The sequence below is a fragment of the Qipengyuania sp. SM2507 genome, assembly GCF_053714505.1.
Genome location: NZ_CM132307.1, coordinates 423,798 through 446,001, shown reverse-complemented (window position 1 = coordinate 446,001; position 22,204 = coordinate 423,798). Strand labels below are relative to the sequence as shown.

The following is a 22,204-nucleotide window of genomic DNA, read 5'->3' as shown; positions in this document are numbered from 1 at the left end:
GCGGTTACGCGAAACTGGAGGCGAGAGAACCCATCAGCAGCGCCCAGCCGTCGACGAGGACGAAAAGCAGCAGCTTGAAGGGGAGCGAGACGATCATCGGGCTCATCATCATCATACCCAGGCTCATCAGCACGCTGGCGATAACGAGATCGATCACGAGGAACGGCAGGAACAGCATGAAGCCGATCTGGAAGGCGGTCTTGAGCTCGCTGGTGACGAAGGCCGGCAGCAGGATCGAGAACGGCACCTCCTGCGGGCTGGCGAATTGCGGGGCATCGGCGATATCGGCGAACATCCTGAGATCGTATTCGCGGGTCTGGCGGATCATGAAGGCATGGAACTGGTCCCCGCCCCGTTCGATCGCGACCTCGGCGCCGATCTCGCCCGCCGAATAGGGGGCGATGGCGGCCTCGTTCACGCGCTCGAGCGTGGGAGCCATGATGAACAGCGAGAGGAACAGGCTGATCCCGATCAGGACCTGGTTGGGCGGCGATTGCTGCAGGCCCAGCGCCTGGCGCAGAATCGCCAGGACGATGATGATCCGCGTGAAGCTGGTCATCATCAGCAGCAGCGCCGGCAGGATCGTCAGCAGCCCCATCACCAGCAGCAACTGGAGCGAAAGACTCAGGGGTTCGCCGCCTGCGCCGGCCATCTGACCGAAAGCGCGGTCGAGCGCGCCGGGAACGGCGCCCTCGGCCGCAGTCTGGGCATTGACCATGACCGGATAGGTCATTGCGGCGAGGGCCGCGCCGAATTTCGCAAGCCGGGCGATCATGGGGTGGGCTCCGCGAGTGCCGGAGCGGCGTCGCGGGCACGCGCAGGTGCCTCGGCGAGCCGGGTCAGGCCGTTGCGCGAGGTCGAGACGAGGATCTCGCGACCGTGGAATTCGATCACCGCGAGCCGCAGCGTCGGAGACAGCATTGTGGTCTCGATGATCTTGACCGATTTCTCACCGCCTGCGGGGACGCCGAACTGGCCCTGCAACCGCTTGGCGAGCTTGAGCGTCCCCCAGATCATCGCGCAGATGACCGGGAGCAGGATCAGCAGCTTGAGGACGTACCAGAACATTACTGGTGCGCTTCCACTTTGGGTTCGGCGATCGCATTGGACGCGGAGCCGCTGTTGCCCGAGGCCCCGACGAGCTCGAGCACGCGGATGGCGAAGCGGTTGCCCTGGGCGACCACCTCGCCGCGTGCGATCATCTTGCCGTTGATGAGGATATCGAGCGGTTCGTCGGTGAGGCGATCGAGCTCGATGAAGCTCGATTCACCCAGCGCCAGCACATCACGCAGGCGCATCTGCTTGCGTCCGAGTTCCACCGTGAGGCGGACGTCGATATCCTGGATGAGGCCGAAGCCGTCTGAATGAAGCGACATGTCAGTTATCCTTCGAGATTGAAGTTTGTGTGAGTTCGAGCGCCACGCGGTCGTCGATTTCTCCGACGGTTCCGTGAGCGATGATGGTATTGCCGATCAGCAGCGGCACATTGCGATGCACCGCGACGGGGATCAGCGAGCCGGGCGAAAGCTGGGACAGCCGGGCGATCGACATTGGCACGTCCACCAGCACCGCGCGCAGCGGCATTTCGACCTCGGCGATTGCCGAGCCTTCGAGACCGCGCGCGCCGATCGTGCGCCCGGTGGCGGGCGACACCGCGCGCGATCCGACGATCTTCCCCAGCATCGCTTCGCTGGCCGCCAGGCGAACCAGCCAGACCCGCTTGCTTCCTGCAATCGTCGCGGAGAGTGTAGCGGTCCAGATGCGCTCGTCCGGTTCGAACGGCGCGACTTGATCGACCACCGAACCGCTGGCGGACGCGGCGATCTCGCGCCGGTCGCAGGTGCGGCGCAACGTCTCGGCGATGCGGTCTTCGAACTGCTGCGCGAACCGCGCCGCCGAAGCCGGAAGGACCGCATAGTCCTCGTCGATCTCCCCGGTCCCGCCGAGGATGCGTTCGAACTGGGCGACCAGATCCGCCACCGGGGTGGAAACGAGGATGCCGCAGCGCTCCTGCCCCAGCGCATAGAAGGAATGGACGCTGCCGGTGGCGACCTGGGTCAGCCAGTCGCTGGCGGGAAGCTGCGCCAATTCGCCGATCTCGGCCTGCAGGGCGCGGCAATCGCACAGCTCACCTAGCGAGGACTGCGCGTGCTCGGCGAATTGCCGGGCGAAACGCTCGAACTCGTTGGCGAAGTCGGGCGGAGTCGCCGCGCGGCTGAGCAGCTCGTCGCAGTGACTGGCGGCGCGCGCCGCAGCTTCGGGGAAAGTCGCGCTGATCATTGGATGATAAGCGAACGAAAATAGACGTTTGCGACGCCGCCAAAGCCTTCGCGTTCTTCGAGCACTTCGTTGATCGCCCCTGCCAGCCGCTCCTGAAGCTGCTCCTTGCCCGAAACACCCATCAACTCGGCTTCATCGGTTGAAGCCAGTTCGACGAGAATTCGCGAGCGCAGCGCCGTCTCATGCTCGTGCAACCACATGAGCACGCGCCCATCATGATGGGTCGAGGCGGCCACGCTGATCTGGATCAGCGCGGCGCCGCCGGCGAGGTTGGACGTGAACTCGTCGCCGAAATTGTAATAGGCGGTGCGGTACTTGCTGCCGCCCGTCCCGTGGACGATTTCGATCTTGTCCTTGTCCTTTCCATCGAAGGCGTAAGGAAAGGGATCCTCGGCACCTTTCAGGACGAGCTTGGGCTTCAGATCTTCCGCTTTCTCGGCGGGTTGGCCGATCATCCCGCTGGCGAAGGCAGCATAGGTGCCCCCGCCGCCTGCGCCGAGCAGGACAAGACCGATCAGCGCAGCCTTGATGACGCCGCCCTTCTTCTTGGGCTTGGGGTCAGGGGTGGAGTTGTCATCCGACATTGAGCAGTCCTATTGGTTCAGAAATATTGGCGTTGGTCAGGCGTAGAGCGCGTCGTCACCCGGAGAAGAGCGCGCCGGGTTGCGAGGGTCCTGCGGCGAGGAAGAGAGGTTGCGACCGCGCTGGTTTTGCGATCGGTCGCCTTCCGCCCCGGCGCCCGAAGAGTTGGCGCCCTGCCCCGTCGAACCCGCACCGCGTTCCGAGCCGGCGGAGGCGGCTTGCGAAGTCTGCTGGAACGACTGCTGCAACGGTTCGCCCGCGCGCGAAGCCGGCCGATCGGCGGCGACAGCGAGAGCCAGCGCGCGCTGCATGTCGTTGTCCTTCGCCGCGATCTCGACATCGAGGCCGTTGCGGGCGTTGTCGAAGGTGACGGTCAGCGCGCCGAATTCGCGATGAGTGACGGCGATGCTGGCGGATTTCGTCATGTCGAACTCGCGCGCCACCGAGAGTCGCTCCACCAGCCGTTCGATATTGTCGATCGAGGTTAGCGCGTTGGTTGGCGCTGCGGCGGCCATCCGCATTCCGTCACCCCTGTTCGCTGGAGCGGTTTCGAGTGCAGCGATGACCGGCATTGCGAAGGGTTTCGCGCTCTCCGAGGATGCAAGCGCGCGGGCGGCGCCAGCGGGGCTTTCCGCGGCGGACGATTGGCCCGACCGCTCGCCCGAGCTTGCGTCCTTCTCAAGCGATGCCGCCCTGACCGACCGCGTCCGTTCGGGAAGCATCGCAGCCGCTGCCTGCGGCTCGCGCCCGGATTGCTTCGGCTCTGTCGGCAGCGCTGCGGCCACCGGGCCATCTGTGCGCGGCACGCCATCCTCGCGACCTGCAAGGCGCGGTTGCAATGGTGCCGAGGCCGTTTCCGGAACTGCTTTCGGAATGGATCCGATCGCCGCCGAAAGCTGCTTTTCGACAGGCGCAGACGCATCCTGCGGCGCGGCGGTGCGGAGCACAGCCGTTTCGGCAGGCGCGATCGAAATCGTCATGCGGATTTGATTCGCTCGCGGCGTCGCGTGGGCAACGAGGCCTTCCTTCGCGGCTGCCTGCGGAAGATCGGCGCTAGTTGCGCCCTGTGCGATCGGGTCGCCCTGCTTGGCGGCCAGCGCCGTTTGTGCCTGCTCAAAGGATATGATCGTGGCGGAAGAATTCATCAGCGTGGCCGAAACCGGCAGCGGCGACGCACTGGCGAGCGCCTCGCCGACGGCCTGACTTGCGGTTGCAGCGGCAAGGTTGTGGCCATCGACCGGCAAGATCTTGCCGCTTGCCGGATTGCCGGTCTGGCCATCTGCCGGCAGGCTCGCCTCGGCGTCTTGCCCGTTTGCTGTCGGAATGATCTGGATGAGCTGCGCGATAAGCGCCGCGAAGCCGTCGTTTCCTGCGTTTTCCGTGTTTTCCTGCGCTTCAGCCTCACCCGAAATGCGCTTCGCTTGCGGTTTGTCGAATGCAGCGAGAAAGGAAAGAGGAGCGATCATCGTGAGTCCGTTTGCTGTTCAGGGTTCTCTCTTCAAGAACCGTGCCAATCCAGGGCTCAGTGCTCCAGGTCGGCGACGATCGCGCGGGCCAGGCTTCGTCTGTCTTCTTCGGCGCGGCGCATACGGCGTTCCGCACTCGCGAGTTCGTCCATGGTCGCTTCGGACCGTTGTTCGGCCTCTTCGGCGTGTTGTTCGCTCAAGGCGCAGAGCTGCTGCAGCTGATCCTGCATCGCCTTCGCGCCGCGCAGATCGGTGCCGATCATCGCGTCGTCCTGCTGGGCGTAATGGCGAGCGAGCGAGCGGGTTCTCTCTGCCACGCCGAACAGCCGCTGGCGGGTCGCCTCGGCTTCGGAGGCGGCGAGCGCGGAGCGGCTGCGTTCGACGGTCCTTATCCGCTCGAGCAGCCGCGCGCGCTTTAGCTTGCGGGGATCAATTTTCACCGGCGAAGAGCCCGCTCATCTGCGTCACCGCAGTCGGGATATCGACATGACTGCCGACCTCCTGCGATAGAAAATCGACCATACTGGCGTTGAGCGCGATCGCCTCGTCGAGCAGCTGATCGGTGCCCTTGCGGTAGGCGCCCATCATCACGAGGTCGCGGTTGGCTTCATAGGTCGCGCTCAGCGCGCGGAAGCGCCGCGCAGACTTCACATGTTCGGGCGAGACGATATCGTTCATCACCCGGCTGAGGGATGCGCCGACATCGACTGCGGGATACTGCCCGCGCTGCGCGATCTCGCGCGAAAGCACGATATGTCCGTCGAGGATCGCGCGCGCGGTGTCGACAACCGGGTCGTTCTGATCGTCGCCATCGGCGAGCACGGTGTAGACACCGGTGACGGCGCCTCCGGTTTCCCCGGAATTGCCCGCCCGTTCGATCAGCTTGGTGATGGTGGCGAGCGCAGAGGGCGGATAGCCGCGCGCAGCGCCGGGTTCGCCAAGAAGAATGCCGATCTCGCGCGCGGCATGCGCGACGCGGGTGAGGCTATCGAGGATCAGCAGCACGCGCTTGCCCTGGCCGCGCAGATGTTCGGCCAGCGAGGTCGCCAGCAATGCCCCGCGCAACCGCAGATTGGCTGCATGATCGGCCGGAACCGCGACGATCGCCATGGTGGCCGCGCGGGGTCCGGACATGTGGCGACCGACGAAATCCGAGACCTCGCGCGCGCGTTCGCCGATCAGGCCGACCACAACGGCGTCCGCCTGCGCGCCCTCGACGATCATGTCCATCAGCACCGACTTGCCAACACCCGAACCCGCCATGATACCGATCCGCTGGCCGACGCCGAAGGTGGTCAGCGCATTGAGCGAACGGATCCCGCTGTCGAAGGGTTTGGTCACGCGCGAACGATCGAGCGCGCTGACGCGGTGCCCGCCCGCTGGCCAGGCAGTGGTAGACCCCACCGGCCCGCGTCCATCGATCGGACTGCCCGAGCCGTCCACGGCGCGCCCCAGGAATTCCTCCCCGACATAGAGCATGCCGGGCTGCCCCTCGGGCCGCACAACAGCGCCGGGGCGCAGCAGGACGGTATCGCCGAGCATCATCATCATCGTGTGGCCGTTGCGGAAGCCGATGGTCTCGGCGCGATGTTCGGTGCCGTTGCCTTGGGCGATCCGGCACAGGCTGCCGATCGGCACCCCCAGTCCCGAGACCTCGATCAGCCCGCCGTCGCACGCCACAACTCGCCCGAAGCGGCGCGGCGCCAGGTCGATCGGCGCCATGGCGACCTCGGAGAGAACGCTGTCGATCAGGGCGTGCATGAATCGAACGCTTCGGCGATCGCGCGGCGCCATTGCTGGGGTCCGTCCTCGACCCCGCCGTCGTCGGTTTCGACGCGCAGGCCCCCACGTTCGATGGTCGCATCGGGTCGCAGCTCGAGTTCGGGCGGGACGCTGTCGCGCACCAGCGCGAGGTCTTCGGGATGGATATGGATAATCCGCTGGTCGTGCTTGCGCTGGAGCATCGCCGCCGCCAGCTCGATCCGGCTCGCAAGCGCTTCGCTGTCGAGCGCGAGCGGCAGCACCGCTTCGTCGCACAGCGCATGGACGGTGGTGCGCAAGCTTTCGCGCAGCGCCTGCGCGCTCTCCATGTCGAAGCGGGCAAAAGCGAGTTCGATCGTCGCACGCTCGGCGCGTTCGCGGGAAAGCTGCGCTTCGGCATCGGCCTTGGCCGAGATCTGCCCGTCCTCGAAACCGCTGCGATAGGCTTCGGCAGCGGCGTCGACCGGAGTGGCCGGAGCTTCTTCGACCACCGCTCGCGCATAGCGCGCGCTGGGGGTGAAACCGCCGGGCTTGCCGAGCGAGGAGTAGGCTATTCTAGACATAATCTTCGTCGCCATCCCCCATGATGATCTCGCCATCGGACATCAGCCGTTTGGCGATCGCGACCACGTCCTTCTGCGCCTGTTCGACCTCGGATTTCTTCACCCGGCCGCGACCCTCGATATCGTCGCGCAGGCCGTCGGCCGCGCGCGAGGACATGGCGCCGAAGAATTGTTCGCGCTGTTCGGGCTCGATTCCCTTGAGCGCCAGGATCAGCGTGTCGTTCTCGATCTCGCGCAGCAGGACGCCGGTCATCTTCACATCGAGCGCGAACAGATGCTCGAACTTGAACATCTCGTTCTCGAGTTCCTTGGCGAGCTTCTTGTCGACCTTGCCGATCGACGGAATGACGCGCTTCTCCATGCTGCGATGCGAACGGTTGATGATCTCGGCCGCCTGTTTGATCCCGCCCATGGTGAGCGGGATCGTGCCATGGAGTTTCTCGATCTTGGCGTTGAGCGTTTGCTCGAGGATGCTGATCGCCTGACGCGAAACGGGTCCGAGCCGTGCGACCCGGTGGAGCACCGGGGTGTGCAGGTGCTCGGGCAATGCCGCGAGCGCGGCAGCCGCGACTTCGGTGTCGAGCTGGAGCAGCAGCACCGCGATCGCCTGCGGATGTTCGTCCGCCAGGATTTCGCCGATGACCTTTGGATCAAGCCAGCGCAGCAGACCAAGGGCCGGCTGGCCCTCGTCGTCCGCACCGGGCGCGATCTGGCGCATCAGGTTTTCGGTTTTGACTTCGCCGACTGCGCCTTCGAGCATCCGCCGAACGCTGGCCACGCGGCCATGATCGCCAATTCCGCTGCCTTCGGTCGAGCGGGAGAAGCCCGAGATGGCGTCGATGATCGACTGGGGCTGCACCTCGCCGATACCGCACATAGTCCCGGCCAGTTGGCGCAATTCATCCGGGGTCAGCTGCGAAAGGATTTTCGAGGCATCGTCTTCGGCGAGCAGCATCACCATGATGGCCGCCTTGTCGGTGCCGCCGAGCGGCAGCGGGGTGGTCAGGCTCATGCCGCTTCCCCTGCTCTGGCGTCTTCGGAAAGCAGCCGCCGCAAGGCGAGGACCGCATCGTCGGGGTTTTCGCGCGCGATCCGCTGGGCGAGTTCGATCTGGCTGTCGAGCGCTTCCCGGTCGTAGGGCACGAGCGCTTGCGACGGGCTGCCGAGTGCAGGCGTTCCTTCAGCCCCCTCTGAGCCATCACCGGTCGAAGCGGCGCCGCGCAATGCCTTGATCGCGGGCCTTACGGCCAGCAGCAGGACGAGCAGGACCGCGAGAATGGCCACGGCATTGCGCACCGCCATGCCGAACCAGCTGGTTTCGTAGAAGGGGATGCCTTCGGCCTCGACCTTCTCGAAGGGACGCATCATCACGGTGACCTGGTCCCCGCGATCGACCCTCGCGCCGACGGCTGAGGAGACGAGTTCCTTGACCTTGGCGATATCGGCTGCGCTTGCCTTGGCCAGCGCGGCTTCGTCGATCGCGACGGCGACGGAGAGATATTTGATCGATCCGGGGGTGAGGTTCGAAACCGAGACCTCGCGGCCCATCTCGTAGACCCGGGTGGCGCTGCTTTCGCCGATGCCGTTGGGCTCCGCCTGCGCGGCATCCTCGGGCGCACCGGGGCGCGCTTCCGGATCGTCGGGCGGTGCATTGGCGAGCACGCCGGGTATGCCGCCGGCCTGCGTCGCGACGTTTTGCGATTGCTGCGTGGTTTCGCGACGGACCGACCCGTCCTTGTCGTAGGTTTCGCGGGCCGAGGTGACCTCGTCCATATTGAGCTCGACCTGCACCTGCGACGAAAAGGCGCTGCTGCCGAACATCGGGGCAAGCAGCTGGTCGACCTGCGCGTTGAGCTTGGCCTCCATCTGCGCCTGCAGATCCAGCCGGCCGCTGTTGGGATCGCGCGCCTGGGTCAGCAATTTGCCGTGCTGGTCGATGACCTTGACCGCATCGATCGCCAGACCCGACACCGAGCCGGCGACGAGGTTGGTGATGGCGCTCACCTGGCTGTCGGCGAGCTGGCGCCCGGAGGCCATTCGCACCATGATCGAAGCGGAAGGTGCCACATCGTCGCGCACGAAGACGGAACGTTCGGCCTTGGCGATATGCACGCGGACCGCCTCGACCCCGTCGATCTCCATGATGGTGAGCACGAGTTCGCGCTCCTGTGCGGCGCGCAGGCGATCGCCCTCGAGCGTCCGGCTGGCACCCATCGGCAGATTGTCGATCAGGTCCGTCCCGCTCGCCGGGGCAGCCAGCGAACCATCGGCGGCGACCAGCATGCGCGCACGGTAGACATCGTCTTCGTTGACGGTGAGCGTGCCCGAGCCGTTGTCGATCTGATAGGGAATGCCTGCCTGGTCGAGCGAGGCGACCACCCCGGCGCGCCCTGCATCGTCGAGCGAGGAATAGAGGACCCGTTGCGGCGCGGTCGAGAGCGCTGCCCAGGTGAGCGCCATCAGCCCGAGGGCCGCCGTACCGGCGAACCAGGGCAGCATCTTGCGCACCGAGGGTTGCGCCACGAAGGCGCGCGCACGATCGGCGAAACTGCCCGAACCGCTCGTAAGCGCGGAAAGCGCGCCGCCGCTCGTGGGTCCAATGGGAACGAGTCCATTCATGGCTTAGATGCCCATCCGCATGGTTTCCTGGTACGCGGACAACAGCTTGTTGCGCACCTGGAGGGTTGCCTCGAAGGCGACCCCGGCTTCCTGCCGGGCCAGCATCACCTTGGCGATATCGGTCACTTCACCGCGCTCGTAGGCCTCGGTGATCCCGCTGGCCCGCGATTGCGTGGAATTGACGTTGTCGAGCGCGTCGCGCAGCGAATTGCCGAAGCTCGCCCCCTGCGGTGCCGCGCCTTCGACAGGGGACGCCGGCTTGGTTTCGTGGAGTTCCGACAGGACTTTCGAACGGTCGATGATTTGCTGGCGCAGCGCGATGATCTGGTCGATCGATCCGCCTCCGCCGATGCCGCCTACGGGGTTCATCGTGTGCCTCCCACTGCAATGCCGGCTTCACGGAAGGAAGCCAGACGATAACGCAAGGTTCTCTCGCTGATGCCGAGCGCGCGGGCCGCATTGGCGCGGTGCCCGCCGACCGAATCCAGCGTCTCCATGATCGCACGCGCCTCTGACAGCTTGACGATCTTGGAAAGCTTCGCAGGCGCTTCTTCGGGGACCGTCTCGGTCTCCATCGTCGCGGTCGGCGCAACGGCGCGTGCGGTCATGTCGAAGATGATGTGCTGCGGCCCGATCTCGGTCTCGCCCTCCGAAAGCAGCAGTGCGCGGCGCATCACGTTCTCGAGCTCTCGGACATTGCCCGGCCACGGGTAGGCGCGCAGCGTTGCGAGCGCGGCATCGTCGATCCACGGCACCCGATCGCCCTTGGCCGAATGGCGCATGAGCATGGTAAAGGCGAGCGGCGCGATATCCGCCTGGCGCTCGCGCAGCGGTAGCATGGCGATCGGGAAGACGTTGAGTCGATAATAGAGGTCGGCGCGGAAGCGGCCCTCGGCCACTTCCAGCGGCAGATCGCGGTTGGCGCAGGCGATGATGCGGACATCGACCTTGATCGGCCGGGTCGCGCCGATCGGGACGACCTCGCCTTCCTGCAGCGTGCGAAGCAGCTTCGCCTGAAGCGAGAGCGGCATTTCGGCGATCTCGTCGAGCAGCAGCGTGCCGCCATCGGCAGCGCGGAAGAAGCCCTCGCCTGCTGCGCTGGCGCCGGTGAAGGATCCTTTCTCGTGCCCGAACAGCATGGCTTCGAGCATGGCCTCGGGGATTGCGGCACAGTTCAAGGCGATGAACGGCTTGTCCCGGCGCTCGCTGCGGCGATGGATGAAAGTGGAGAGGACTTCCTTGCCGGTGCCCGTGGGGCCGTTGATCAGTACAGGGATGTCGGTCCGCGCGAGCCGGTCGGCCAGCGCGATCACCGATAGCGAGGCGGGATCGGCCGCGACCGGACCCTGGCCGGAATAGATCATCGCGACCAGTGCCGCGATGCTGCTCTCGGCGATGGGGTCTTTGTAAGTGAGTGAGCCGCCGGTACCGGCAAAGGCGAGTTCGGGTGCCTCGCGGCGGGCCAGGGTGATCGTCCGGGCGTCGCGGTTGGCCGCGGGCTCGCCCTCATCGGCCAGAGTGACCGGTCGATCCATGAACAGCGACGACGCAATTCCCGCCAGCCGTGACTCGAGAGTCGCGTGCCGCCGTGCGAAATTCGTGGTCTTGGTGATCCCGTCCATCTTTGCCCCCAATTGGCATGTCTTATCGACAGGCGCTGATTTGCCACCGGGACGTCCAAGAAATGGATAAATTTAGACCCCGTAGAAATACGGATATGGTTAACGGAACCCTGCGACCGAAACGCTTTTTACCTTAATTCCCGTTCGATCCGGTCGGTCTGGTTATCGGCTGCCGCATCCTGACCAGGGGCAGTGATCGTAGACCAAGAGGGATATCTGTCATGAACGTCATCAATACCAACATCGGGGCACTGAAGGCCTCCAACGCTTCGAACACCGCCGGCAAGGCGCTTGCAACCGCCATGGAACGCCTGTCGACCGGCAAGCGCCTCAACTCCGCCAAGGACGACGCGGCCGGCCTCGCCATCGCCACCTCAATGACCTCGCAGGTCAAGGGCATGAGCCAGGGCATTCGCAACGCCAACGACGGCATCTCGATGGCGCAGACCGCCGAAGGCGCGCTCAACGAAGTCACCAACATGCTGCAGCGTCAGCGCGAGCTGACCGTCCAGGCCTCCAACGGCACCTACTCGGCCGACGACCTGACCAACATCGCCTCCGAAATGACCGCTCTCAACACGCAAATCTCCAGCGTGCTGACGAACAGCGAATTCAACGGGCAGAAGCTGTTCGACGGCTCGGCCGGCTCAGTCAGCATCCAGGCGGGCGCCAATGCGGCTGACACCGTGACGCTCGACCTGTCGGTGAATCTGACCACAGAAGCCACGATCGCGGCGGCCGCTGCTGTCGACGTGACGGCGCTTGCTGCCGCTGGTGCGGATCTTGCGACATTCGACGATGCCATCTCCACCATCTCGAGCACGCGTGCCGGGCTCGGTGCGTCGCAGAACCAGCTGGATTCTGCGGTGAACAACCTCAACAACAACATCACGAACCTGACCGACGCGCGTTCGCGGATCGAAGACACCGATTATTCGGCCGAAACGACCCAGCTCGCCAAGGCGCAGATCCTCAGCCAGGCTTCGGGCGCCATGCTCGCACAGGCCAACCAGAGCCAGCAGAACGTCCTTTCGCTGCTTCGTTAATCCCGAGACAGCAATCGAACGCGGAGAGGTCCGTCGTCCCCCTGGGGCGGCGGGCCTTTCCGTTTGATGTTCGGAGACCCCCATCCATTGTTTGCGCCGCCCCTGCCCTCCGCCTTGCCCAACCGAGGTTGCCGGTTTAGCCTGAAAATGAAGCACAAGAGTGCAGTCGAGCCCGGCTCGGCAATTGGCTGACGGAGCGGGAGCGACAGGCTTGCCTTTGACAATCGAGCCTGCCGGGCAATGAACCGGCAGCCAACGTCCCTGTTCGCTGCAAGACCCACCGCTCTCCAGGAATGGAAGCGCGGCGGCTCGGTCGTGGCGAGCGCGCATGTGGGAATGGCCACCGGGGCGGGTCTCTATTTCTACACCTCCAGCCTCTTCGTCATTCCTTTATCCGAACAATACGGCTGGAGCCGCGGCGATATCGCCATGGGCGCGGCGCTCGGCCTGCTCGGCTCGCTCACCGCGCCGCTGATCGGTCGGCTGACGGACCGCTTCGGGGCCCGGATCATCGCTGCGGTCAGCTTCGTGTTGATTGCTGCGGTGTTCGCCGCAATGTCGCAAATGCCGGGCCCCTATTTCCATTTCGTGCTGCTCTCCGCCCTGTTCGGGATCGTCGCCCCAGGAGCCACGGGCATGACCTTTTCCCGCGCGGTAACCGGCTGGTTCGAACGCGCGCGCGGGCAGGCGCTCGGCATTATGGCGGCGGGCGCCTCGATCGGCGCACTACTGTTCACCCCGCTGATCGCGCATATGATCTGGCAATATGGGCCCGAGGGCGGGTTGCTCACCCTGGCGGCGTTGGCCGCCTTTCTCGGCGCGCCCGTTATCCTGTTCGGGCTCAGAGACAGGGTAGCCGAGAGCGAGGCTCCCGAAGCCGAGCTGCACGATCAAAGCAGCGCTGGCTCACTCGGTCCGCTCACCATTATCGAACGATCTGCACCGGGCGACCGTGCGAAAATCTGGGCCTCGCTGCGAAGTCGCAGCTTCATTGCCCTAGCCCTTGCGGTCTTCGCCACCAACATCCCGACCTCCGGAATCCTGACCCAGCTCGAACCGCTCCTGCGGCACAACGGCATAGAACGAACCGCGCCTTTGATCGCAATGTATTCCGCAGTCGTATTGATCGCGCGCATCGGGATCGGCTGGCTGTTCGATCGTACCGATGCCCGCTATGTTGCGGCCATCGTCACCATGGCGGCGGCGGCCGGATGCTTGATGTTCTACTCCGGCGCGCCGGGATGGATGGTTATCATGGCGATCGTCTGCGTCGGACTGATGCAGGGCCTCGAACTCGATGCGATCGGCTATTTCGTCGGTCGCCATTTCGACCGGGACGAATTCGGCCTGATGTTCGGCATGCTATTGACCATTTCACTGCTCGGCACGGCTCTGGGCGTGGTCGGCTTCGGGATGCTCTACGACGCGACGCTGTCCTACGATCTGGCTCTGGGCCTGGCAGCGGGTGGGCTTGTGCTGGCGCTGGTGGCCTATCTCTCGATTCCGCGTGAAGCGGGTTGAAGAAAAGAGCTCTACGCCCACGAACTGGTGCGTTTATGCTCGCGCCAGATTGTTGTTCTCATTCGAAAGGCTCCCCGACGGGCATACCATCGACGTAGAGCTGTCGGCGTTCGACTTGGCGCAATTCGATGGTCGCGGAGTCCAGGTCCACGCTTCCTGGCGCGCGCGGGCCCGGTGGGGCCAGGCCGAGGTTCGCAGGCCGGTCGAGATCGAAAACGGTCGACGAGACGCCTCGCTGACCTTCCACGGCACTCACCAGCAGCACGCGATTCTGGTCCAGTCTGACCAAGACACATTTTGACCGGGGCAGGCATTGCCGTTGGGCAGCAATCCGACGCAAAATCTCTGGCGTGAGCTCCAGATCGTCAGACGCAAGCCGTACTCTTGCTGCCACATCCGATTCCTCGTCGGCGGTGAGCGCCGGATCCGCCAGGGCCCAACGCTGATCGGCCTGAAGGGCCCTTGTCGCGTGGTCACGCCAGGTGGCGGGCCCGGACCGACTGATTTCGGCAAGGTTCTCGCGGCCGGCGGGGCCAAAATCGAATGCCATCGCCGCCCAGTCGAACCGGGCCGGCTCGACCTTGCCCTCCTCCAGTCGTGCAAGCTGCGATCGGGCAGAAATCGCGCCGAAGTCGAGGATGGGGAGAGCCAGAAACAACGCCAATGCGCATAAACCGATCGCAAGCCTGGTCTGAACCGGCCACAGGGGCTCATCGAAATCGCGTCGAGCCTTGATGATCGCCCACCAGCCTCCGATGCCGTATATGACGGCGACACCAACTGCGATGGCGCCCCAAATTCGCTCCGGCGTCCAGCCATACTGGCCGATACGCAGCCCCATGGCGAGCGCGGCGAGAATGGTAAGCGGCAGGATTACGACAGCCAGGACGAGAGCCGAAATGCGCAAAACCGCGTTATGCGAACCTTCGTCGCGGCTATCCGCGATGACCGCATTGATGAGCAGGACTGCGCCAGCGCTTGCCGCGAGCAACAGGGCAGCTGCGGATATCCAGCTGTCCCACAATCCTTGCAAGCCGGTGAAGCCGATAGAGACCAGGAATGCGACGAGCGCGAAGGCGAGCACCGGAGCAAGGACCGAAAGCACTGCCACTGCGAGCCGCTGCAAGCCCGGGACAAGCCGGTCCTGCTCGCGCAATATCCCGACCGCGGCCCCGAAAGCGAAGCCTGCAAGGGTCCAGCCAAACCACTCTCTTTCCAAGAGGTCGCTAAGCGCCTCTATTCCGATGACGTCGAACAATCCGGCGATCAGCCACGCGAGGAGGAAGGTCAGCCCGGTGAAGAAGAGGCCAGCTGCTCCGATCACGGCGTCGGTCCACACATGCGCGTGCAGTCGCGGGTAGGGAAACCGCCATGCGCCTTCGTCCCGGACGGTCTGGAACAAGGGCGCAGCAAGCAGGGTCGCAAACAGCCCGACAAAGTAGGGCCACTCGAAGACGTCACCCGAACGGTCGTAGCTGGCGCTGAACCAGCCGACGAAAGCCGTGATCAGCGCCCAGAGCAGCGCGAACCCGACAGACCAGGTCCAGCGCAAACGCTCGACAGTCAGCACGAATGAGATCGTGGCCACCGCCACGAAGGTTGCCATCGCCTGTCTGATAGGGGGCAACGGCGTGGAGTAATCGTGGTCGGTGATGCCCCAGAAAAGGAGACCGCCGATCCCGCACATGCTCGCCATGATCCATGGCCGCAGAGGCCATTGTGGCACCTGTGAATTCAGTCGTTCAGCCAAACTGGATGTTCCTCTCGGACGCCGGAACCCGCAAATCCGAAGCCAGCCTCGAAGAACCGTTCGGACACTATCGATCAACTCGAGTATATCTGCCGGATTGCGGGACGGTTGGCCATCGAATCCGGACCCAATGCTGTCGAGGGCGAACGGCGTCTTCGTCCAGCCGGCTTGATGGTCTTAATCTCGCGTACCCAGGGGAATGCACGATTTTCCATTTGCGCCACGACCGGATCAAACTCCTGCGCGCATTGGTCGGGGCGCAACAAGCTGCCCCGCCTGCAGCTTGGCGCTCGCGTTCAAAACGCGCAACTGAACCGACGCTTCGACTCTTGCCGGTAGGGATCGAACAGGGCTGCGATGGTCCTTGCATAGGGCAGCCCATCCCCGGTGATTGCGATATTGCGCAATCATTGTGTGCGGATCGGGCTCGATGGAGATGACGGGATCGGCGAGTGCGAAGCGAAGCGTCAGGGCTTCAACCAGCCGGGTGAAATCCCCCGGCGCGTTCGCATTGGGGCTTCCCCCAGCCAAAGGCCTCGCGGCCGATCCGTGTACCTGAGGGTAAGGTCGCCGACACGGTCTCGAGCTCGCTATGCAGGGCGGAAAGGTAGGAATCGAGACGGCTCCTGCGTCCCACTGCGCCGGTTTGGCAGCCGCAGCAGAAACAGATATTCTCGTAGGACGGGATATGGACGTAGAGCGACACATCGTCCTCTACTCTCTCCAAAGCCGTCTGATAGGCAGCGGGATCGATGTCCCCGAAATTGGCCCAGGTCGGGATGATAGAGCCACATGTCACCGTTTGAGCGTTATGACGCAGCCGGGTCATTGCGCTGGATCAAACCGGGCTCAATCCGGCTCCTCATCCTCGTCGATCAGGACGCGGTTGGCGGCGCCATCGAGATCCTCGAACTGGCCGTCGCGCATCGCCCAGAAAAAGAACGCCAGACCCGCCGCTCCCATGCCCAAGGCGATCGGGATCAGGAAGGCCAGAACGTTCACGCTGGCGGTGCCTTTGATGCGCTTGCGAGTCGTAGCGAATTGCCGACCACCACCAGCGAGCTGAGCGACATCGCTACGGCGGCGATCAGCGGCGTGACCAGACCGGAAATCGCCAGTGGCACCGCGAGGATATTATAGCCAACGGCGAAGCCGAAATTCTGTCGCACGATCGCCATCGTCCGCCTCGCGACCTGGATCGCCAGCGCGACGGGCATGAGGCTTTCACCGATAAATACCGCATCCGCGGCCTGCCGGCTGGCGTCGCTGGCGGTGCCCGGCGCGATGGAGGCATGCGCGGCCGCGAGCGCCGGTCCGTCGTTAAGCCCGTCGCCGACCATCAGCGGGCGATTCCCTGCGCGCTTGAGGTCCTCGAGCGCGGCCAGCTTTTCCGCCGGCTTCATCGCTCCCGTTCCCTCGATACCCAATTCTTGCGCAACTTCTCCAACCGCCGCCGGGTCGTCTCCCGAGACAATGGCCGGTCGCAGGCCCAGCGACTGGAGCGATGCCAGGGTGGCTATGGCATCGAAGCGCAACTGGTCATGGAACGCGATGGTCCAACTGGTTTGTCCGACGCGCAACGCCACGCTGGTTTTCGCGGTCGGCACGGCGGGACGCTCGAGCGCGACATCGACCTCACCCCAGCGCCCGGCGATCCCGCTGCCGCCCGTTTCCCGCACATCGGACAGCTCTATCGGTGCAATCCGCAAGGCGGTCAGCGTTTTGGTGAGGCCGACGCTCAGCGGATGGCGGCTCTGCTGCGCCAGCGCCAGCGCGATGCGCCTCGCCTCCTCGTCGAGCCCGCCGACATCGGCGCGCAGTTCTCCCAGCGTCAGGGTCCCGGTCTTGTCGAACAGCACGGTGTCGACTTCGGCCAGGCGCTCCAGCGCGCTGCCGTCCTTCACCAGCAGCCCATTGCGGATCAAGGCACCCGAAGCCACCACCTGCGCAGCGGGCACTGCCAGCCCCATTGCGCAGGGGCAGGTGATGATCAGAACCGCGATCGCGATCACCAGCGACTGGTGCCACCCTGCCCCGGCAATCATCCATCCCACGAACGCCAGCGCGGCCAGCGAATGCACCACCGGGGCGTAAAGACGCGAGGCGCGATCGGCGATTCGGACATATCGGCTGCGCGATTGCCCCGCCTCGTCCATCAACCGGGCGATACCGGCAAGGGCGGTGTCGTCCGCCACGGCGGTCACCCGGACGTGGATCGGGTCGAGCAGATTGATTGCCCCGGCGTAGATCGTGTCGCCTGCCCCAGCCTGTTCGGGAACGCTTTCCCCGGTCAGCATCGCATTGTCGATCGTGCCGCGGCCCTGCTCGATGATGCCATCGGCCGCCAGTGCCTCGCCAGCAGCGACGAGCATGACCATGCCGGGCTCGAGCCGGTCCGCTTCGATCCGGACGATCGTGCCGTCCGGCTGGATCACCCCGGCGCTGCGCCCCATCCGGCCAAGCAGCGCCCCAATTCCGGCCCGGGTCCGATTGCGCATGGTCGCATCGAGCGCGCGCCCGGCGAGCAGGAAGAACAGCAGCATCACCGCGCCGTCGAAATAGGCGTGCTCCCCACCCGTCACCGTTTCGTAGAGACTGAGCCCGGTCGCCAGGATCACGCCGATCGAGATCGGGACGTCCATATTGGTGCGGCCATACCGCAGCGCCATCAGGGCCGAAGCGAAGAAGGGGCGGCCGGCATAGGCCACGACCGGGAGCGCAATCAGCGCCGACAGCCAGTGAAACAGCTCGCGCGTCACTCCGCCCAAACCCGACCAGATGCTGACCGACAGCAGCATGATGTTCATCATGCCGAACCCGGCCACCGCGAGAGCGCGGAGCAGCATCTTCGTCTCGCGGTCGTCCTGCGCCAGCGGATTGTCCGCGGCAGTCTGCGCCTCGAAGCCCAGCTGGCGCAAGGCGCCGACCAGCGCCTGTTCGTCGAGCAAGCGGGAATGCCGGACCGCGACCCGCTTGGCCGAGAAATTGACCCGCGCCGCCTCGATGCCCTCGACCTCGGCGAGGCCGCGCTCGATCTTGGCGATACACCCGGCGCAGCGCATGCCCGGGACGGTGAAGCGCGTGTCGATGAAGGCGCTCTCGTCGGGGATGGCAAGGATCGCGGGCGCGCTCATTCGATCCGGCTCTCGCCCGCCCACTGCCGCTCGGCATTCGCGATCGCGACGCGCACTATCCAGCGCCCTTCAGCAACCGGAGTCGTCGAAACGAAGACTCCCGAACCCGACGCCTCGAAATCCAGACCGGTGATCTCTGCAGCGCCCAATGGACGGCGCAGTTCGGCCGCGACCGTCACGCCGGCGGGCACGCCCTGGGTGGTGACAAGCACGCGTCCATCGGCGCCGCGTTCGACGCTGGCGGACCATCCGAGCGTTTCCTGCTCGCGCGCCGCATCCAGCCAGCTGTTGAACTTCTGGCTGGCGACATACGAGTTTTTGACCACCACGCCGCCGAAACCCTGCGTCGCCAAGCTCGCCATGTACAGGTTGACGGCGACCACGATCCCAAACCCGCCAACCAGGACTGCGGTCATGTGGCGACCCGTAAACTCGCGCTTCATCATTCGTCTCCCGGCGCAGAGAAGCGCGTTTCGGCGGTGTCGGTCTCGCGCTGCTCGTCCAGCGAGGTAACCCGAAAGACAAAGTCCTGCGCCTGAGTTCCCTCGGGGACGATCACATAGGCACGGACCGTCTCGATCTGATCGGCGGCAACGGTGACCGTCTGCCTCGCGGCAGCATCGCTACGCCGGATGGTGTCGGACCACATCATGGCACCGGGCAGCCCCTCGATTTCGATTTCCATCTCGCGCGGGCGGCTTTCCATATTGCGCAGTCTGAGCGTGTAGGAATTGCGCACCGAGCCATCGCTCATCAGCATGAAGGGCGGATTGCGATCGGGCGACACCGTCAGTTCGGTGTGGCTTCGCACGCCGAGTGCGAACAGCAGCGCGAGACCGATCGATCCCCAGATCAGGAAATAGGCGATGGTGCGCGGACGCAGCAGCGCCTTCCAGATCGGACGCGGTTCCTCGCCCCTGGCCTCGCGCTCGCAATCATCGAGCGTGGCGTAGTCGATCAGCCCGCGCGGGCGGCCGATATCGGCCATCACCTTGTCGCAGGCGTCGATGCACAGCGCGCAGGTGATGCAGCCGATCTGCGGCCCTTCGCGGATGTCGATGCCGGTGGGGCAGACCGCCACGCACAGATTGCAATCGATGCAGTCGCCGAAATGCTCGGGGTCCTTGTGCGCCTTCTTGACGCTGCCGCGCGGTTCGCCGCGCCAGTCCTTGTAGGTGACCACCAGCGATTTCTCGTCGAGCATCGCGGTCTGGATGCGCGGCCAGGGGCACATGTAGATGCACACCTGTTCACGCATGAACCCGCCCAGCGCGAAGGTGGTGAAGGTCAGGATCGCGACGGTGACATAGGCGACGAATGCCGCCTCGCCGGCGAAGAAATTCTCGAACAATGTCGGCGCGTCGGCAAAATACAGGATCCAAGCGCCGCCGGTGACGAAGCTGATCGCGAGATAGAGCGACCATTTGAACCCGCGCCTCGCGACTTTCTTCGGCCCCCACGGCGCCGCGTCGAGCCGGATGCGCGCGTTGCGATCGCCATCGACGAAGCGATCGACATGCTGGAACAGATCGGTCCAGACGGTCTGCGGACAGGCATAGCCGCACCATGCCCGGCCGACCGCGCTGGTCACCAGGAACAGGCCAAGTCCGGCCATGATCAGCAGGCCCGCGACGAAGTAGAATTCGTGCGGCCAGATCTCGATGCCGAACATGTAGAAGCGGCGGTTGGCGAGATCGATCAGCACCGCCTGGTCGGGCGCGTAGGGCCCGCGATCCCAGCGGATCCAGGGCGTGACGTAATAGATCGCCAGCGTGACGAGCATCATCGCCCATTTGAAGCGGCGGAAGGGCCCGTCGATCCGCTTGTTGTGGACCTGCTTGCCCTTCTCGAACAGCTTGGCCGGCAGGGGCTTGCGCGCGGGCTCGTGCGGTTCGTGACGCTCGCCCGTCGCGTCGGGATTGGCAACGGCGCTGGAGACGGGATCTCCGGGTTTGGCGATCCCGTCCTCCCCTAGAACATTCTTGCCATCACGGTGTTTCATCGACTTGTACCGCCGGGTTCTCGGCGACCTCCAGGAAGTCTTCCCCTCCCCCGAGCGAATGGACATAGGCCGCCAGCATCTTGATGGTCACCGGATCGAGCCGTTCGCCCCAACCGGGCATCATCCCCATCTTGGGGTCGATGACCTGGCGCGCGATCGCCTCGCGGCTGCCGCCCCGCAACCAGATCGCATCGTTCAGCCGCGGCGCTCCCAGCTCCCGATTGCCGCCACCCTGCGGACCGTGACACAGCGCACAATTGTCGGCGAAAATCTGCGCGCCGACCGAGCCGGATTCGGCCTTGCCGCTCAGCGACAACACATGATCGACCAGCGCATCCATCTGCTGCGGCGCGAACACCCCGGCAAAGGCTGGCATCAGACTGGTCCGCGTCTGGTCGTGACCGGCCTGGCGGATGCCGTGGACCAAGGTGTATTCGATGGCGCGCAGATCGCCCCCCCACAGCCAGGCATCGTCGTTGAGATTGGGATAGCCGAGCGTCTGGCTTCCCGCGGCGCCCGAGCCGTGACACTGGACGCAATTGACCTTGAACGCCGCCGCGCCGCCCGCGACCGCCTGCGCCATCAGGGCGCTGTCGTCGGGCAGCCGTTCGATCGAAATTCGCGAAAGTTGCTCGCGCACGCCGGCCTGCGCCAGCTCGGCAGCGCTCATTTCCTCGGCCAGCTGGCCGCGGCTGCTCCATCCGAGTACCCCGTCGGTTGCCTTCTCCACCATCGGCCAGGCCGGGTAGAGAACGACATAGACCAGGCTCCAGGCGATCGTCGCGTAGAGGGTCCACAGCCACCAGCGCGGCATCGGCGTGTCGAGTTCCTCGATCCCGTCCCACTCGTGGCCGACGGTTTCGGTGCCGGTCACTTCGTCGATCCGCTTATTCACCATCGTGATCGTCCTCGAAGATGGAATGGCGCGCCGCATCGACATGGTGGCGCGAACCGGGCCGGAATGGCCAGGCGCACAGGGTGACGAACACCGCGAACATGGCGATCAGGAAATAGCTGTCGGCGAAGTGGCGCAATTGCTCGTAGAAGCTCATCGGCCGGTCTCCTCGGCCAGCTCTTCCTGGGCCGCGGCGCTGCTAAAATCGACCAGCGTACCCAGCATCTGGAGGTAGGCGACAAGCGCATCCATCTCGGTCAGCCGATCGGGGTTGCCGTCGAAATCTCGGATCTGCGTCTTGGGATAGCGTTCGGCGAGGTCGCCCGGATCGACATCGGGGTCGGCCTGGATGACGATGTCGTTGAGCGCGAGTTCGATGTCCCTGTCGGTATAGGGCACGCCAACGCGGCGCAGCGCCACGAGGGCCGCCGCCGGATCGTCGATCGCGAGATCGGTTTCGAGCAGGAAGCCGTATTGCGGCATGACGCTCTGGGGCACCACGCTTTGCGGATTCTGCAGATGCTGGACATGCCATTCGTCCGAATAGCGCCCGCCAACTCGCGCCAGATCGGGCCCGGTGCGCTTGGAGCCCCACTGGAACGGGTGGTCATACATACTCTCCGCCGCCAGCGAGTAATGGCCGTAGCGTTCGACCTCGTCGCGAAACGGGCGGATCATCTGGCTGTGACAGGTGTAGCAGCCTTCGCGGACATAGATGTCGCGCCCGGCCTGTTCGAGCGGGGTGTAGGGCCGCATCCCCTCCACTTCCTCGATCGTGTTGTCGACCCAGAACAGTGGAGCGATCTCGACCACACCGCCAATGGCGACCGCAATGAAGGTCCCGACCGCGAGCAGGGTGACGTTGCGCTCGATCTTCTTGTGCGCCTTGACGGTCGCCGAGACATCCGGCGGCTCGTTCGCCAGATCCTTGTCGTCGGGCAGGTTCGATGGAGTGGTCATTGG

At 64.9% G+C, this 22,204-nt stretch carries 23 protein-coding genes; 2 read left to right on the top strand and 21 right to left on the bottom strand.

The features are described from left to right. Positions 1-4: 4 nt before the first annotated feature. From fliP to ACWIKC_RS02030, 13 genes are read right to left on the bottom strand one after another with little or no spacing between them, the layout of a single operon-like run. Positions 5-775, bottom strand: coding sequence for a flagellar type III secretion system pore protein FliP (gene fliP, locus ACWIKC_RS02090; protein ID WP_454598485.1), 771 nt, complete (start codon positions 773-775; stop codon positions 5-7). Then, a complete protein-coding gene (locus ACWIKC_RS02085; RefSeq protein ID WP_454598484.1) occupies positions 772-1,068 on the bottom strand; it encodes a flagellar biosynthetic protein FliO in 297 nt (98 codons plus the stop codon). Before ACWIKC_RS02085 ends, fliP begins: the two co-directional genes overlap by 4 nt. Next, entirely contained in the window at positions 1,068-1,376 is a 309-nt protein-coding gene (fliN, locus tag ACWIKC_RS02080) for a flagellar motor switch protein FliN (protein WP_454598483.1), read from the bottom strand. The genes ACWIKC_RS02085 and fliN overlap by 1 nt, the downstream gene beginning before the upstream one ends. A gap of 1 nt (position 1,377) precedes the next feature. Further along, complete coding sequence (locus tag ACWIKC_RS02075; RefSeq protein ID WP_454598482.1) at positions 1,378-2,280, bottom strand: FliM/FliN family flagellar motor C-terminal domain-containing protein; 903 nt, start codon at positions 2,278-2,280, stop codon at positions 1,378-1,380. Further along, positions 2,277-2,864, bottom strand: a complete 588-nt coding sequence (locus ACWIKC_RS02070) for a flagellar basal body-associated FliL family protein (protein WP_454598481.1) — start codon at positions 2,862-2,864, stop codon at positions 2,277-2,279. The genes ACWIKC_RS02075 and ACWIKC_RS02070 overlap by 4 nt, the downstream gene beginning before the upstream one ends. Before the next feature lie 36 nt (positions 2,865-2,900). Continuing rightward, entirely contained in the window at positions 2,901-4,328 is a 1,428-nt protein-coding gene (locus ACWIKC_RS02065; protein WP_454598480.1) for a hypothetical protein, read from the bottom strand. Between the two features lie 56 nt (positions 4,329-4,384). Beyond that, positions 4,385-4,768, bottom strand: a complete 384-nt coding sequence (locus tag ACWIKC_RS02060; protein ID WP_454598479.1) for a hypothetical protein — start codon at positions 4,766-4,768, stop codon at positions 4,385-4,387. After that, positions 4,758-6,089, bottom strand: a complete 1,332-nt coding sequence (locus tag ACWIKC_RS02055) for a FliI/YscN family ATPase (RefSeq protein ID WP_454598478.1) — start codon at positions 6,087-6,089, stop codon at positions 4,758-4,760. The genes ACWIKC_RS02060 and ACWIKC_RS02055 overlap by 11 nt, the downstream gene beginning before the upstream one ends. Continuing rightward, positions 6,077-6,652 carry a FliH/SctL family protein gene (locus ACWIKC_RS02050; RefSeq protein ID WP_454598477.1) on the bottom strand — a complete coding sequence of 192 codons (576 nt, stop codon included), beginning with the start codon at positions 6,650-6,652 and terminating at the stop codon, positions 6,077-6,079. Before ACWIKC_RS02050 ends, ACWIKC_RS02055 begins: the two co-directional genes overlap by 13 nt. Then, positions 6,645-7,664 (bottom strand): flagellar motor switch protein FliG, encoded by a 1,020-nt coding sequence (gene fliG / locus ACWIKC_RS02045; protein ID WP_454598476.1) that lies wholly within the window; start codon positions 7,662-7,664, stop codon positions 6,645-6,647. The genes ACWIKC_RS02050 and fliG overlap by 8 nt, the downstream gene beginning before the upstream one ends. Next, positions 7,661-9,271 carry a flagellar basal-body MS-ring/collar protein FliF gene (gene fliF, locus ACWIKC_RS02040; RefSeq protein WP_454598475.1) on the bottom strand — a complete coding sequence of 537 codons (1,611 nt, stop codon included), beginning with the start codon at positions 9,269-9,271 and terminating at the stop codon, positions 7,661-7,663. The genes fliG and fliF overlap by 4 nt, the downstream gene beginning before the upstream one ends. Positions 9,272-9,274: 3 nt before the next feature. Then, entirely contained in the window at positions 9,275-9,640 is a 366-nt protein-coding gene (gene fliE, locus ACWIKC_RS02035; protein WP_454598474.1) for a flagellar hook-basal body complex protein FliE, read from the bottom strand. Next, positions 9,637-10,893 (bottom strand): sigma-54 interaction domain-containing protein, encoded by a 1,257-nt coding sequence (locus ACWIKC_RS02030; RefSeq protein WP_454598473.1) that lies wholly within the window; start codon positions 10,891-10,893, stop codon positions 9,637-9,639. Before ACWIKC_RS02030 ends, fliE begins: the two co-directional genes overlap by 4 nt. A 221-nt stretch (positions 10,894-11,114) precedes the next feature. On the opposite strand from ACWIKC_RS02030, the gene ACWIKC_RS02025 reads away from it, so the two are divergent. Continuing rightward, complete coding sequence (locus ACWIKC_RS02025; RefSeq protein WP_454598472.1) at positions 11,115-11,939, top strand: flagellin N-terminal helical domain-containing protein; 825 nt, start codon at positions 11,115-11,117, stop codon at positions 11,937-11,939. A 240-nt stretch (positions 11,940-12,179) separates the two neighbouring features. Further along, the gene (locus tag ACWIKC_RS02020) at positions 12,180-13,460 is read left to right on the top strand and encodes an MFS transporter (RefSeq protein ID WP_454598471.1); all 1,281 of its coding nucleotides are present in this window, start codon (positions 12,180-12,182) and stop codon (positions 13,458-13,460) included. A 58-nt stretch (positions 13,461-13,518) separates the two neighbouring features. On the opposite strand, the gene ACWIKC_RS02015 is transcribed toward ACWIKC_RS02020, so the two are convergent. From ACWIKC_RS02015 to ccoO, 8 genes are all read right to left on the bottom strand, one after another. Then, on the bottom strand, positions 13,519-15,156 hold the full coding sequence (locus ACWIKC_RS02015; RefSeq protein WP_454598470.1) for a DUF4153 domain-containing protein: 1,638 nt from the start codon (positions 15,154-15,156) through the stop codon (positions 13,519-13,521). 903 nt (positions 15,157-16,059) lie between these two features. Next, positions 16,060-16,212: a cbb3-type cytochrome oxidase assembly protein CcoS gene (gene ccoS, locus ACWIKC_RS02010; RefSeq protein ID WP_454598469.1), complete on the bottom strand. Its 153-nt coding sequence runs from the start codon at positions 16,210-16,212 to the stop codon at positions 16,060-16,062. Beyond that, positions 16,209-18,344, bottom strand: coding sequence for a heavy metal translocating P-type ATPase (locus ACWIKC_RS02005; RefSeq protein ID WP_454598468.1), 2,136 nt, complete (start codon positions 18,342-18,344; stop codon positions 16,209-16,211). The genes ccoS and ACWIKC_RS02005 overlap by 4 nt, the downstream gene beginning before the upstream one ends. Then, positions 18,341-18,790 carry a FixH family protein gene (locus ACWIKC_RS02000; RefSeq protein WP_454598467.1) on the bottom strand — a complete coding sequence of 150 codons (450 nt, stop codon included), beginning with the start codon at positions 18,788-18,790 and terminating at the stop codon, positions 18,341-18,343. Before ACWIKC_RS02000 ends, ACWIKC_RS02005 begins: the two co-directional genes overlap by 4 nt. Beyond that, positions 18,787-20,346, bottom strand: coding sequence for a cytochrome c oxidase accessory protein CcoG (gene ccoG, locus ACWIKC_RS01995; protein WP_454598466.1), 1,560 nt, complete (start codon positions 20,344-20,346; stop codon positions 18,787-18,789). The genes ACWIKC_RS02000 and ccoG overlap by 4 nt, the downstream gene beginning before the upstream one ends. Further along, positions 20,333-21,244 carry a cytochrome-c oxidase, cbb3-type subunit III gene (gene ccoP, locus ACWIKC_RS01990; protein WP_454598465.1) on the bottom strand — a complete coding sequence of 304 codons (912 nt, stop codon included), beginning with the start codon at positions 21,242-21,244 and terminating at the stop codon, positions 20,333-20,335. Before ccoP ends, ccoG begins: the two co-directional genes overlap by 14 nt. Beyond that, complete coding sequence (locus ACWIKC_RS01985) at positions 21,234-21,398, bottom strand: cbb3-type cytochrome oxidase subunit 3 (protein WP_454598464.1); 165 nt, start codon at positions 21,396-21,398, stop codon at positions 21,234-21,236. The genes ccoP and ACWIKC_RS01985 overlap by 11 nt, the downstream gene beginning before the upstream one ends. After that, positions 21,395-22,201 carry a cytochrome-c oxidase, cbb3-type subunit II gene (gene ccoO, locus ACWIKC_RS01980; protein WP_454598463.1) on the bottom strand — a complete coding sequence of 269 codons (807 nt, stop codon included), beginning with the start codon at positions 22,199-22,201 and terminating at the stop codon, positions 21,395-21,397. The genes ACWIKC_RS01985 and ccoO overlap by 4 nt, the downstream gene beginning before the upstream one ends. Positions 22,202-22,204 lie beyond the last annotated feature (3 nt).